This window comes from Bacillus gobiensis (assembly GCF_001278705.1).
In the GTDB taxonomy this organism is placed as follows: Bacteria; Bacillota; Bacilli; order Bacillales; family Bacillaceae; genus Bacillus; species Bacillus gobiensis.
This window is the reverse complement of sequence record NZ_CP012600.1, coordinates 1982350-1995216: the sequence shown is the minus strand read 5'-3', so window position 1 is coordinate 1995216 and position 12867 is coordinate 1982350. Positions and strand designations below refer to the sequence as shown.

The 12867-nt window shown below is 42.1% G+C and carries 12 protein-coding genes; 8 read left to right on the top strand and 4 right to left on the bottom strand.

What is annotated here, in order from left to right; genetic code table 11:
• Positions 1 to 7: 7 nt before the first annotated feature.
• Complete coding sequence (locus AM592_RS09935) at positions 8 to 1054, bottom strand: LacI family DNA-binding transcriptional regulator (RefSeq protein ID WP_053603662.1); 1047 nt, start codon at positions 1052 to 1054, stop codon at positions 8 to 10.
• A 338-nt stretch (positions 1055 to 1392) separates the two neighbouring features.
• On the opposite strand from AM592_RS09935, the gene AM592_RS09930 reads away from it, so the two are divergent.
• Positions 1393 to 2169, top strand: coding sequence for a protein kinase domain-containing protein (locus AM592_RS09930; protein WP_053603661.1), 777 nt, complete (start codon positions 1393 to 1395; stop codon positions 2167 to 2169).
• Between the two features lie 9 nt (positions 2170 to 2178).
• Here AM592_RS09930 and AM592_RS09925 read toward each other — a convergent pair whose 3' ends face one another.
• Positions 2179 to 2367: a hypothetical protein gene (locus tag AM592_RS09925; RefSeq protein ID WP_053603660.1), complete on the bottom strand. Its 189-nt coding sequence runs from the start codon at positions 2365 to 2367 to the stop codon at positions 2179 to 2181.
• A 208-nt stretch (positions 2368 to 2575) separates the two neighbouring features.
• Between AM592_RS09925 and AM592_RS09920 the strand changes: the two genes are divergently transcribed.
• Entirely contained in the window at positions 2576 to 3781 is a 1206-nt protein-coding gene (locus AM592_RS09920; RefSeq protein ID WP_245213031.1) for a DNA polymerase IV, read from the top strand.
• The gene (locus tag AM592_RS09915; protein ID WP_053603658.1) at positions 3778 to 4122 is read left to right on the top strand and encodes a YolD-like family protein; all 345 of its coding nucleotides are present in this window, start codon (positions 3778 to 3780) and stop codon (positions 4120 to 4122) included. The genes AM592_RS09920 and AM592_RS09915 overlap by 4 nt, the downstream gene beginning before the upstream one ends.
• Before the next feature lie 32 nt (positions 4123 to 4154).
• Here the strand turns inward: AM592_RS09915 and AM592_RS09910 are convergent, their stop codons facing one another.
• The gene (locus tag AM592_RS09910; protein ID WP_053603657.1) at positions 4155 to 5459 is read right to left on the bottom strand and encodes an MFS transporter; all 1305 of its coding nucleotides are present in this window, start codon (positions 5457 to 5459) and stop codon (positions 4155 to 4157) included.
• A 319-nt stretch (positions 5460 to 5778) separates the two neighbouring features.
• Positions 5779 to 6132, bottom strand: a complete 354-nt coding sequence (locus AM592_RS09905) for a DUF1516 family protein (RefSeq protein WP_053603656.1) — start codon at positions 6130 to 6132, stop codon at positions 5779 to 5781.
• 588 nt (positions 6133 to 6720) lie between these two features.
• Between AM592_RS09905 and ilvE the strand changes: the two genes are divergently transcribed.
• The 5 genes from ilvE to AM592_RS09880 all read left to right on the top strand — a co-directional run bounded on the left by ilvE (position 6721) and on the right by AM592_RS09880 (position 12863).
• A complete protein-coding gene (gene ilvE, locus AM592_RS09900; protein WP_053603655.1) occupies positions 6721 to 7635 on the top strand; it encodes a branched-chain-amino-acid transaminase in 915 nt (304 codons plus the stop codon).
• 370 nt (positions 7636 to 8005) lie between these two features.
• Positions 8006 to 9730, top strand: coding sequence for an acetolactate synthase large subunit (gene ilvB, locus AM592_RS09895; RefSeq protein ID WP_053603654.1), 1725 nt, complete (start codon positions 8006 to 8008; stop codon positions 9728 to 9730).
• Positions 9727 to 10245 carry an acetolactate synthase small subunit gene (gene ilvN / locus AM592_RS09890; protein WP_053603653.1) on the top strand — a complete coding sequence of 173 codons (519 nt, stop codon included), beginning with the start codon at positions 9727 to 9729 and terminating at the stop codon, positions 10243 to 10245. Before ilvB ends, ilvN begins: the two co-directional genes overlap by 4 nt.
• Positions 10246 to 10264: 19 nt before the next feature.
• Complete coding sequence (gene ilvC / locus AM592_RS09885) at positions 10265 to 11302, top strand: ketol-acid reductoisomerase (protein ID WP_053603652.1); 1038 nt, start codon at positions 10265 to 10267, stop codon at positions 11300 to 11302.
• Positions 11289 to 12863, top strand: a complete 1575-nt coding sequence (locus tag AM592_RS09880) for a 2-isopropylmalate synthase (protein ID WP_053603651.1) — start codon at positions 11289 to 11291, stop codon at positions 12861 to 12863. The genes ilvC and AM592_RS09880 overlap by 14 nt, the downstream gene beginning before the upstream one ends.
• The last annotated feature ends 4 nt before the right edge of the window (positions 12864 to 12867 follow it).

Genomic DNA, 12867 nt, shown 5'->3' with positions numbered 1-12867 from the left:
GATAACATTAAGTTTCCTCCTCGATTTTTAAAAGTGCTGCCGGTTTTTCACACGATCCCTGTTCGACAAATGTGGCGGGTACAATCATCCGTTTTACGACTCTATCCTTTGCTCCTAACAGATCGAGCAAAGCTCTTGCCGCTTCTTTTCCTAGTAATTCTGAATGTAAATTGACAAAGCTTAGAGAAGGTGTAAAGTGATCAAGGTAAGCAACGTCATTGCTAAAAGAAATAACAGATAAATCTTTAGGAATAGTGATCCCTGAATCTCTTGCCGCTTGATAAACGCCCAATGCCATTTGATCTGAGTCGGTAATGACAGCGGTCAAGGGTTCATGTGATTGAAACATATCCATCATAGTTTCATAAGCAAATTCTTGAGAAGAAAGATTTTTTATTTTGTATTTAACCATGCCCTGGCGAAAAGTGAGCGCATGGTCTTCCAGCGCTTTTTTGTAGCCTTTTTCTCTTTCTTTACTGACGGTCCGTTCTTTGCCTGAGTTTACAAACAAAATGTCTTTATGCCCTAATTCGAGAAGATGACAGGTGATTTGAAAGGCGATCTGTTGATTATCGTTGTCTACATATGAAATCGCTGTTTCGAAATTATCCGCAGGCTTGCCGATGAGCACAAAGGGGATCTCTTGTTTTAAGCGTTCATGGATACGCAAATCACTTTCTGAAGGATCTAAAATAATTTCTCCGTCTATCGGATCGGCAGCCGCAAACTCTTGCTTTTCGGCTGTTTCGTCAAGCAGCTTGTTGACCAATAGGCGATATCCATGCTCGGTGCATTCGTTCAAAACCCCATTTAATAAAGAAAGGTGAAAGGGGCTGAATTTGTTGCTGCCTCGTACCATACTCAGACTGATAATTTTTGTTTCCTGTACGGCTAAGCTGCGTGCCAAATAATTTGCTCTGTAGTTCAGTTCTCTTGCCGCTTTTAAAACCCGTTCACGCACATCATTGCTGATTGGTCTTTTCCCACTGAAAACATTGGACACAGTTCCTTTTGAAACGCCTGCGCGTTCTGCTACATCTTTGATTGTTGCCATGGACTGACCTCCTCGATCTAAATATTAAACCGGTTTTATTAACTGAAAATGAAATTTATGAAAATTTTTATGCATCTATTGTTTTCCTAACGTTAAAACCTTATGAAATTAACAAATTTCATAATAAATTTATAATATTTTTCTTAAACCGGTTTTATAAAAAGTGCCATTATTGGATGTTAGTAAGTGAAAAACAGAAGATGAATCTTCTAATAAAAGAGGAATGAGACCGTTTGTTAAGGGAATGTAAAAACAAACTGGCGAGCACCGCCTTATAATCAGTCCGCCCGTGTATGGTAAAATGAGATGACAATATCACTACATAAAAAGAGGTTTCTATGAGATTTTTGAAAACATTAACCCGGTGGATATATGATCGGCCGCTAGAGGAAGGCACGATTGTAGCAAATACGTATCAAATCAAAAAATTGATCGGAATGGGCAGCTACGGCATCGCTTATCTTTCTTTTGATCTGCCTGAAAATAGACTGTGCGTCATCAAACAGCTTCGACCAAGCAAAGCCCTTTTCAAAAGGGAGCGAAAGCGGTTTGCTACGGAAGTCGAATTGATGAAACGGCTGCGTCACCCGCTAATGCCGCGTTATCTTGGCGATTTTCCCTTTAAGGGGCATTCTTTCTATGCGATGACGTATATCGAAGGTGAAAACCTGGAGGAGCTGCTGTTTTCTAAAAAGGAACGATTTAACGAAAAAGAGGCGCTTATGCTTGTTCGTGACATCGCGGAAATTGTTAATTACCTTCACAGCCAGCACATTTTTCACAGCGATTTGCGGATTCCCAACATTGTAGTAACGAAGGATCAGGTATACCTGATTGATTTTGGTCTGGCGATTCACCAGTCAAACAATGCCCAGACAGAAGATGACTTAAAGCTCAGGCAGGATGACTACTACGATCTGGGTGATCTGCTTCTGTTTTTGCTTTATTCAGATTACACACAAAAAAGTAAAAAAGCCCTTCCTTGGACAGAAGAGCTTGTCTTGCGAGTGGAAACAAAAGTGTTGTTAAAGCGGCTGCTCGGAATTGAAGAACAGTTTGTTAATGGACAACAGGTCCAGCAAGCCATTCATCGGGCGATAAGGCAGCAAAAGTGAGGGTGGAAATCAGCTGCTGCTATGGCCTCTGTGCTTGTAGCGCTTGCTGCCGCCGTATGGATTATACTTTCTGTTGTATCCGGAACTGCTCCGGGAGCGATAGTGCCTGCGGCTGCTGTCACTATAGTGTCGCCTTCTTCTTCGGTCGCTGCCGCTTCCTGAAAATTGCTTTATGGTTTTAAAAAGCTTTTTAAACATCGATTGCACCCCCAATCGTTATGTCCTAACTGTAACACAAAAGAAATTACCTTCGCATCTCCTACTGCTTCTCCATCCCGTTTTTTCTCCCATAGGTAATAATTACTAGTTATAAATCGATCTTATTTCATATATAATAGTGATACAGAACATTTGTTCCCTTTTGGAGGTGACTTTATTGAAGGAAAAAGTCATTTTTTTAGTGGATATGCAATCCTTTTATGCCTCTGTTGAAAAAGCAGAGCACCCCCATTTAAAAAAGCATCCTGTGATTGTATCGGGGGATCCGGAAAGGAGAAGCGGAGTCGTACTCGCAGCTTGTCCGATTGCCAAAAAGAAAGGGGTAGAAAATGCCTCCAGGCTTTGGGAAGCTGTGCAAAAATGTCCTGAAGCCATTGTGTTAAGGCCCCGAATGCAGCGGTATATTGATGTGTCCTTGCAGATTACAGAGATTCTTGAGCAATATACAGATCTTGTCGAGCCGTATTCGATTGATGAACAGTTTATGGATGTGACAGGAAGCTTGAAGCTCTTCGGACAACCGGAAGAAATCGCAAGGAATGTCCAGGATCGAATTATGAGGGAAATCGGCGTATATGCCCGAGTCGGGATCGGAGAAAATAAAGTGCTGGCGAAGATCGCGTGTGACAATTTCGCGAAAAAAAACGAAAATGGCATTTTTCGATTGCATGATCAAAACCTGCAGACCCACATGTGGCCTCTGCCTGTAGGAAAAATGTTCGGTGTGGGAGGAAGGATGAGGAATCATCTCAACCGGATGGGAATCAGCACAATCGGAAACCTTGCCCATTTTCCGCTGGAGCTTTTAAAGAAAAGATGGGGTATCGTCGGCCATGTGCTTTGGATGACGGCAAACGGCATTGACTATTCGCCTGTTACGAAAACGTCATTAAACGGACAAAAAGCAATCGGGCACGGAATGACCCTGCCAAAGGATTACGTGGACTTTGAGAAGGAAATTAAAGTGATACTCCTTGAACTAAGCGAAGAAGTGTGCAAAAGAAGCCGGCATGTTGGAGTCACGGGACAGACTGTAACCGTCAGCTGCCGCGGCGCCGACTTTGATTTCCCGACCGGTTTTCATCGCCAAATGAAGCTGCCGGAGCCTACAAATCATACGGCAGATGTGTTTCGAGCCGTCTCCGAGCTCTTTTTAAAATTTTGGGACCGGCAGCCCGTGCGGCGGCTGGGGGTCAGTCTTACCCAGCTTTCAACGGATAGCATGCTGCAGCTTAATTTGTTTGATGATTTGCTGAAAAAGAGAAGCCTCGGTTATGTGATGGATGAGATAAAAACCCGATTTGGCGAGACAGCTGTCATCAGAGCGGTTTCAAAAACAGCTGCGGGGCAAGCCCATGAACGCGCCGCTAAAATAGGAGGGCATTATAAATGAGCGAGCATTTAAGAAGAGGCAATATGCTTTGGGAGGGAAGCCGAATGTTTTTGCCGGAGCATAAAGAAGCGCTTTTGCAACGAAAACAAATGCAAAAGAAAAAGATCCGGCCGGCTCTCGATTTCGATCAGCTCGAGGAAATGGATCGCATCCTTCATGAGGCGATGGAGTTTGCCAAGCCGATTCAAGTCACTTATTTTCAGGAAGGAGATCTGCACATATGCGAGGGAAGAATTTGCCGGCTTGAAATGCTATCGAAAAAATTATGGATCACAGATGCTTCAAGTGATATCCAGCCGCCCATTCATCTTGAGAATGTGACAGACCTTAAGATTCTTTAAACAAATTCCCGCAAAAAAAGAAGGGGCTGCAATCAGCGGCCCCTTTTTGGCTTTCTACCCGGAATTTGAATCCGTTCGATATCACCGAGAACATAAATATAGAAAAACAAACCTACTAATAAGACGATTCCTGCGACGATGAAACTCATCGTAAAGGAACCTGTAGCATCCAAAAGATAGCCAGTTAAAGCAACGGCAATAATTCCGCCGAACAAATTATTTGCCAGATTAACCATTGAGCTGAGAAGTGAAACAGATCCTGCAGGAGCGATTTCTGCTGCGATAGACCAGCCGATTGGCGCGGTAGCAGAGATTCCTGCCAATCCGATAGAGATGCAGATAATTGCAATCGCGACTTGATCGGTTAGAATCGCTCCCAAAAAAACAAATCCTAAGCACATGCCGATGATGATAATGGTATGGTACACTTTTGTCGCTTGATACCCTTTTTTTAATAGGGAATCAACGAGCCATCCGCCGACCGCAATCCCGGAAATCGTCGAAATCAACCAAGGAACTGCAGTAAGCAATCCTGACGACATAATATCCATGCCGAAACGATCCTTAAAAAAAGTCGGCATCCAAGTTAAGAGCAGGTTAAAGGTATAACCGTATCCCGTAAACCCGATCATGAGACCCCAGACTTTTCTATTTCGAAATAAAGTGGAAAGAAGCAAAGTCATCCCGTGAGTCGCATTTTCACTAGGAATTGTATTATGTTTTTGAATATAATGGAGCTCATTTTTTGAGATCCGTTTGTGCCGGTCAGGATTTTCATAATAAAGCCAAAACAAAAGCGTGAATAAAACATTGATAATACCTATCGTCAAAAATGCAATTCGCCAATCAAACCTTGTAACAAGAACAGCAACCAAAGGTGCTCCTAACACATTTGAAAATTTTGCGGCTGAATCGAATAATGAATTAGCCAATCCACGTTCACTCGGGGGGAACCATGCAGCCGTGGCTTTAGAGGCTGCCGGGAAAGCAGAAGCGCTGGAGATTCCGATGAGAAAGCGAACAATATACAAAATCAGTTTCCCTTGCAAAAAAGCCATTAAAACCGTTAGAAAACTCCAAACGATCATCCCGAGCCGTGTAACCCAAGCGACCCCAAACCTGTCCAATAAACTGCCAACAGGAATCTGCATCAAAGTGTAGGAGTATGTATAAATTGAGAAAACAATCCCTAACTCTGTGCCGTTTAAATGAAAGGATTCTTGAATGGCGGGCGCTGCAACTGATATCGCAACCCTGTCTAAGTAATTTAGAACAACCATACTGCTAAGTAAGCCTGAAATTAACCACCTTGTATGTCCTAATGGATGATGCCTCATAGTGACCCTCCTCATTTTAGTTTGATCCAATTTGATTGTTCTTATGTAGAGAGGGAGCTACACATCTTTATTACCACAGGTGATTGGAGAATAAACAAGGGAAACCGCATCTTCTAAAGCGGAAGAAAAGTAAACGCTTTAAAAGAATAAGAGCAGGGCTTGAGCCTACAGAGCTTTATCCAATTGCTGCAGCCTTACTGCATGGATCGAAAAACGCCAATCCATTTAGATAAAACATGCAGAGAAAGATAAAGCTATTTCATAGGTAAAGCCCTGACGGAAGGGAATGTGTCTTTTCAGATTGAGTACTAAATTCTCATCATAATAAATAAAAGCCCAAAGGAAGCAGTAAACCTGCAACAATGGTGACAATTAAGAAAATAACGAAGAACAGCCAATCACGTACTTTGATATGGTCTTTTGATTTATGGACTAGTACGATCTCCATCACTCCGATAGTAAGTAAACCTAACACAACCTTAGAGATCCGCCCGAGAGAAAAAGGCAGCATCGGCAGCAAAATAAACCCGGTCATAATGACAAATAAGTAAGTGATTCGATGGATCTGATGAAGAACGACTGCGATTTTGTGCTTTTTTGCAGCAAACAACGCATAAACAATAAAAAATAAAATGAGAGTCAATCCTAACGCGGTTAAATGAATATGTGTCATGTTCGCGAAGCCTCCTGACTAGTGTACTATCCTGCAATTGTACATCATTTGCAGAAAAAAATAGAGCTAAGGGAGGATAAATTTCGAGATTGGGAGGATAAAAGCCGATGAAAGGACGATATATATAAACGTTGGGAGGATAAAAGCCGATGAAAGGACGATATATATAAACGTTGGGAGGATAAAAGCCGATGAAAGGACGATATATATATAAACGTTGGGAGAATAAAATCAGAAACGGCTAGATCATACAATCACAAAGGGATAATTGTCAGCAATATTATTTTTTTTGTCAGTAAATGTGTCAAATTTATTTTAAAAGGTCTTCGATTCCTATACGATTAAATATAAAAAACATAAAAAAATTTTTATTTTTTAAATTCCTGTTAAATCAATATTGTAAGCGGATACAATATCATGTATAAGTCAAAATAGTCTAATAATTTTAAAAAATACGGTTGACACTGCTAATAAAGCGGCGTAAGATGAGTTCAACAAAAGATAGCAAATGATGTTGTACAGACATCCTGTACAGAACCTGACTAGCTATTCATCTTGTCATTATTTACAGAAAGGGTGCTTCAAACAATGGAGGGCCAAAGAGAACAGTGGATATTCTTAAACGATAAGTTCGTTAAGAAGGAAGATGCCACAATATCAGTTTATGATCATGGGTTTCTGTATGGAGACGGTGTTTTCGAGGGGATCCGGGTTTATAATGGGAATGTCTTCAGAATGAAAGAACATATGAAGCGGCTGTATGAATCAGCTATGTCCATTCTGCTGGAAATCCCATATAGTATAGAAGAATTAACTGAACTTGTCTTGCATACAGTGGAAAAGAATCAATTAAAAGATGCTTATATACGTCTTGTTGTTTCACGGGGAAAAGGCGATTTGGGCTTAGATCCAAATAAATGCCATAAGCCGAGCATTGTCATTATTGTTGAACCGTTAGCCATTTTTCCAAAAAGTCTCTATGAAACCGGAATCGATATTGTCACAGTCCCAACTAGACGTAATCGTCCGGATGTATTGAGCCCGAAAGTCAAATCATTAAACTATTTAAATAATGTACTTGTTAGAATTGAAGCTCACTTAGCTGGTGTAAGCGAAGCATTGATGCTGAATGATCAAGGCTATGTCGCTGAAGGGTCTGCTGATAACATTTTCATCTATAAGAATGGAAAATTGCTGACGCCGCCAGGATATGTCGGTGCACTTGAAGGAATAACTAGAAATGCTATTATAGAATATGCGAAAGAAATGGGATATGAAGTTAGTGAAGAGCCTTTTACAAGACACGATGTATATACTGCGGAAGAAGTTTTTCTATCTGGAACTGCTGCAGAAGTGATATCCGTCATTAAGGTAGACGGGCGTGTGATCGGAAACGGCAGGCCAGGTGTCCATACGAACCGATTATTGGAAGAATTCCGCAAACGTGTCACAGAGGAAGGCGAAAAAGTCAATTACAAAGATCAAAGCTTAAGTGTAAGTTAATATGATAAAACGTTGAAGAGGATAAGTAGCCTCGAAGGAAGGATCTTACAGAGAGCCGGGAATGCTGGAAACCGGTGATCCACTTCGTTTGCGAACTCACCTCCTGAGTGCCGCCCTGAAATGAAGTAAGGCCGGCCGGGTCAGAGAATAAGAAGCGCTGACTCGTTACCAAAGCGGATACGACATGTATCCATAAGACAGCCTCAGGCTGTGAACTAGGGTGGTACCGCGAAAAGCTATAGAAAACCTTTTCGCCCCTTTTGACCTATTTAAAAATAGTGTCATTTGTGGGTGGAAAGGTATTTTTTTTGATTTTATATAAAAAATAAAAAGATTAAAAATGATTCGCCTTAAAGGAGGAGCTTACAAAATGGGGATGAAAGTACAATTGGATGCAAAGACTTCCGAATGTACCAAGAAATTGTCCGGTGCTGAGATGCTTATTGAGTCATTGAAGAAAGAAAACGTTGAAGTGATTTTTGGTTATCCTGGAGGAGCAGTTCTTCCAATTTACGATAAACTCTATAATTCCGGAATGTTTCATGTTCTTGCCCGCCATGAGCAAGGCGGCATACATGCAGCAGAAGGATACGCAAGAATATCAGGAAAACCAGGAGTGGTAATTGCTACATCAGGACCAGGAGCAACGAATCTGGTGACGGGGCTTGCCGATGCAATGATTGATTCTTTGCCGCTTGTTGTTTTTACAGGACAGGTCGCAACGACACTAATAGGCTCCGATGCCTTTCAGGAAGCAGATGTAATCGGGATCACCATGGCGGTAACGAAGCATAGCTATCAGGTAAGAGATCCGAAAGAGCTGCCAAGAATCATTAAGGAAGCATTCCATATTGCATCAACCGGCAGACCGGGTCCCGTTCTGATTGACATTCCTAAGGATATTGCAGTCGTTGAGGATGATTTCACTTATGATCATGAGATAGATCTGCCAGGGTATAACCCTAAGCTTGAACCGAACCATCTTCAAATCAGAAAGCTGGTTGAAGCTGTAAGCAGTGCGAAGAAACCGGTAATTCTTGCAGGAGCAGGTGTCTTGCATGGGAAAGCAGCTCCACAGTTAAAAGAATATGCAGAACAGCAGCAAATTCCGATTGTCCATACGCTTCTAGGCCTTGGCGGTTTTCCAGCAGACCATCCTTTATTCCTTGGAATGGGAGGCATGCACGGAACGTATACGGCTAATATGGCGCTTTATGAATGCGACCTGATGATTAGCATAGGAGCGAGATTTGATGATCGCTTAACAGGGAATCTGCAGCATTTCGCCAAGCACGCAAAGGTAGCACACATTGATATCGATCCGGCGGAAATTGGCAAAAATGTCGAAACAAAAATTCCGGTGGTTGGTGACAGTAAGCTCGTATTAAAGGAGCTGATCAACCAAAATGGAAAACCTGGTGACTCTGGCGAATGGAGACAAAAGCTTAAAGAGTGGAAAGAGGAATATCCGCTATGGTATCAAGAGGATAAAGAAGGGTTTAAACCGCAAAAGCTCATCGAATACATTCACAAGTTTACGAAGGGCGAAGCGATTGTTACAACAGATGTCGGCCAGCATCAAATGTGGTCCGCACAGTTTTATCCTTTCCAAAAGGCTGACAGATGGGTGACATCCGGAGGACTCGGAACGATGGGATTTGGCCTTCCGGCAGCTATAGGGGCGCAGCTTGCAGAAAGAAACACGACGGTTGTTTCTGTTGTCGGTGACGGAGGCTTTCAAATGACGCTGCAGGAGCTGGGAGTGATCTATGAGCTGAACTTGCCGATCAAAGTCGTTATATTAAACAATAAATGTCTGGGAATGGTTAGACAATGGCAAGAATCCTTTTATGAAGAACGATACTCATATTCAAAATTTTCAAACCAGCCTGATTTTGTAAAGCTTGCTGAATCCTATGGAATCAAAGGTGTTCGGATTACATCCGAAAAAGAAGCCGAAGATAAGCTGAAAAGTGCACTGCAGTCGAATGAGCCTGTCGTCATAGACGTCCATGTTGCACCGGATGAAAAAGTAATGCCGATGATTGAACCCGGCAAAGGAATTCAACAAATGACGGGGGTAAAACCATCATGAAGAGAATTATCACACTGACTGTTCTTAACCGGTCGGGAGTGCTTAATCGCATTACCGGGCTGTTTACGAAAAGAAATTACAACATTGAAAGCATAAGCGTCGGCCATACAGAAACGGAAGGCGTCTCAAGAATCATATTTGTTGTCAATGCAAAGGAAGAAAGAGACGTTGAACAATTAACGAAACAGCTGAATAAGCAGATTGATGTTCTAAAGGTTTCGGATATTACAAATCAATCAATTATTCAAAGAGAGCTGGCGCTGATAAGAGTTGCATCACCACCTCAAACAAGGATGGAGATCAACGGAATTATTGAACCGTTTCGGGCGTCAATTGTTGATGTCAGCAAAGAAAGTGTTGTTGTTCAGGCAACAGGAGAGTCATCGAAAATAGAGGCACTCATTGAATTATTAAAACCATACGGAATCAAAGAAATTGCAAGAACAGGAACAACGGCGTTTGCCAGAGGTACACAGGCATCCCCGTCAACCATAAAAACAATATCAATCATATAACACAAAAGGAGAGAGTCAAATGGTAAAAGTATATTATAACGGTGATATTAACGATAGCAAATTAACAGGTAAAAAAGTCGGGATTATTGGTTACGGCTCTCAAGGCCATGCACACGCATTGAATCTGAAGGAAAGCGGAGTAGACGTCGTTGTCGGTGTACGAAAAGGAAAATCTTTTGATAAAGCTGAAGAAGACGGCCATAAGGTTTACACAGTAAAAGAAGCAGCTGCACAGTCAGACATCATCATGGTATTGCTACCAGACGAGCAGCAATACAAAGTGTATCACGAAGAAATTAAAGATGAATTAACGGCAGGAAAATCACTAGTTTTCGCCCATGGATTTAATGTTCATTTCCATCAAATCGTTCCTCCGGCCGATGTTGATGTATTCCTTGTAGCTCCAAAAGGTCCTGGACATTTAGTAAGAAGAACCTACGAACAAGGAGCGGGTGTTCCGGCACTATTCGCTGTATACCAAGATGCTACTGGTGAAGCGAAGGATGTAGCACTAGCGTATGCAAAAGCAATTGGTGGAGGCAGAGCAGGTATTCTTGAAACATCGTTTAAAGAAGAAACAGAAACGGATCTTTTCGGAGAACAGGCCGTTCTTTGCGGAGGATTAACTTCACTTGTGAAAGCAGGCTTCGAAACTTTGGTTGAAGCAGGATATCAGCCGGAAATTGCTTATTTTGAGTGTTTGCACGAGCTGAAGCTGATTGTTGATCTTATGTATGAAGGCGGCTTAGAAGGAATGAGATATTCAATTTCTGATACTGCTCAATGGGGAGACTTCGTATCAGGTCCGCGTGTCGTAGATGCTAAAGTAAAAGAAACAATGAAAGAAGTGCTTAAAGACATTCAAACAGGTACGTTCGCGAAAGAATGGTTGGTTGAAAACCAAGTGAACCGCCCTCGATTCAGTGCAATTAATCAAAACGAAAGTGAACATCAAATCGAAGAGGTTGGCCGGAAATTACGTGAAATGATGCCGTTTGTGAAGCAAAACCAAAAAGGTTCAAAACAGGAAGTGGTGAGCAGCGGTGCGAAAAATTAATTTTTTCGATACTACTCTTCGAGACGGTGAACAATCACCAGGAGTCAACCTAAACTCTGAAGAAAAATTGGCGATTGCAAGACAATTGGAAAGACTTGGGGTAGATGTTATGGAGGCGGGCTTTCCCGCTTCCTCCCAAGCCGATTTTCAATCAGTCCAGGAAATTGCCAGGGAAATAAGAGGATGTTCGGTCACCGGGCTGGCAAGATCTGTGAAAAGTGACATTGATACTGCATGGGAAGCATTGAAGGACGGAGCGAGTCCAAGAATTCATATCTTTATCGCTACGTCGGATATTCATCTAAAGTATAAGCTGAAAAAAACACGCGAACAAGTCATTGAGCAAGCGGTTGAAATGGTGAAATACGCAAAGAGCAAATTTCCAATTGTCCAATGGTCGGCAGAGGATGCATGCAGAACGGACTTGGGTTATTTGGCGAAAATTGTAGGGAAAGTGATTGAAGCAGGGGCGGATGTCATTAACCTGCCTGATACCGTCGGATATTTGGCGCCGGCTGAATACGGAAACATATTTAAATATATAAAAGAAAATGTACCTGGAATAGATAATGTAACGCTTTCTGCTCATTGTCATGACGATCTAGGCATGGCGGTTGCGAATTCGCTTGCAGCAATTGAAAACGGTGCTGATCAAATTGAATCCGTCATAAACGGAATCGGCGAACGGGCAGGGAATGCGTCATTAGAAGAAATCGCAGTTGCTCTTTATATTAGAAAAGACTTTTATCAGGCAGAAACGAGACTTAAATTAGATGAAATAAAACGGACCAGCGACTTAGTCAGCAATCTGACTGGGATGGCGGTGCCGCGCAACAAAGCAGTAGTTGGCGACAATGCGTTTGCTCATGAATCAGGTATACACCAGGATGGATATTTAAAAGAAAAAACGACTTATGAAATATTCTCCCCAGAATTAGTCGGAGTAAAAACAGATGCACTCGTTCTAGGAAAACATTCTGGCAGACATGCCTTTAAAGACAAGCTTAAACAACTGGGTTTTCAGTTCGAGGAAGAGGAAGTCAATCATTTTTTCAGAATATTCAAAGAATTTACCGCTAAGAAGAAAGAAATTACCGATGAGGACATAATTGCAATTGTACTCGAAGAAAAAGTAAGCAGCAGAAAAGCAGGGTATGATTTAGAAGGATTGCAGGTTAATTATGGAACATCACAGGTTCCTACGGCAACTGCGACGCTGCGAAACCAGTTTACGGATGAGGTCATCCATGAAGCGGCGACTGGAACAGGAAGCATCGAAGCAGTGTACAACACACTGGAGCGCTGTATTGGCGAGGAAGTTCAGCTGCTTGATTACCGGATTCAGTCGAATGGAAAAGGAAGAGACGCATTTGCGCAAGTCTATGTTCAAGTCCTATTCGAGGGAAAAGAAGGATCCGGCAGAGGCGTAGCTCAAGATGTTCTCGAAGCATCAGCGAAAGCTTACATTAATGCTGTCAATCGAATTTTGCTATTAAAGGATTCCAACCAGTATTTTTCAACTACAGAAACTTCAGCAGTAGAAACAAAGACAGTTGGATAAGGAG

What these genes read in the sequence shown, in the direction of transcription:
- AM592_RS09920 (WP_245213031.1), top strand. Translation starts at nt 2,576, where the DNA reads ATGCAATCCTTTTATGCCTCTGTTGAAAAAGCAGAGCACCCCCATTTA.
- AM592_RS09910 (WP_053603657.1), bottom strand. Translation starts at nt 5,459, where the DNA reads ATGAGGCATCATCCATTAGGACATACAAGGTGGTTAATTTCAGGCTTA.
- ilvN (WP_053603653.1), top strand. Translation starts at nt 9,727, where the DNA reads ATGAAGAGAATTATCACACTGACTGTTCTTAACCGGTCGGGAGTGCTT.
- ilvB (WP_053603654.1), top strand. Translation starts at nt 8,006, where the DNA reads ATGGGGATGAAAGTACAATTGGATGCAAAGACTTCCGAATGTACCAAG.
- AM592_RS09925 (WP_053603660.1), bottom strand. Translation starts at nt 2,367, where the DNA reads ATGTTTAAAAAGCTTTTTAAAACCATAAAGCAATTTTCAGGAAGCGGC.
- AM592_RS09905 (WP_053603656.1), bottom strand. Translation starts at nt 6,132, where the DNA reads ATGACACATATTCATTTAACCGCGTTAGGATTGACTCTCATTTTATTT.
- ilvE (WP_053603655.1), top strand. Translation starts at nt 6,721, where the DNA reads ATGGAGGGCCAAAGAGAACAGTGGATATTCTTAAACGATAAGTTCGTT.
- AM592_RS09915 (WP_053603658.1), top strand. Translation starts at nt 3,778, where the DNA reads ATGAGCGAGCATTTAAGAAGAGGCAATATGCTTTGGGAGGGAAGCCGA.
- AM592_RS09930 (WP_053603661.1), top strand. Translation starts at nt 1,393, where the DNA reads ATGAGATTTTTGAAAACATTAACCCGGTGGATATATGATCGGCCGCTA.
- ilvC (WP_053603652.1), top strand. Translation starts at nt 10,265, where the DNA reads ATGGTAAAAGTATATTATAACGGTGATATTAACGATAGCAAATTAACA.
- AM592_RS09935 (WP_053603662.1), bottom strand. Translation starts at nt 1,054, where the DNA reads ATGGCAACAATCAAAGATGTAGCAGAACGCGCAGGCGTTTCAAAAGGA.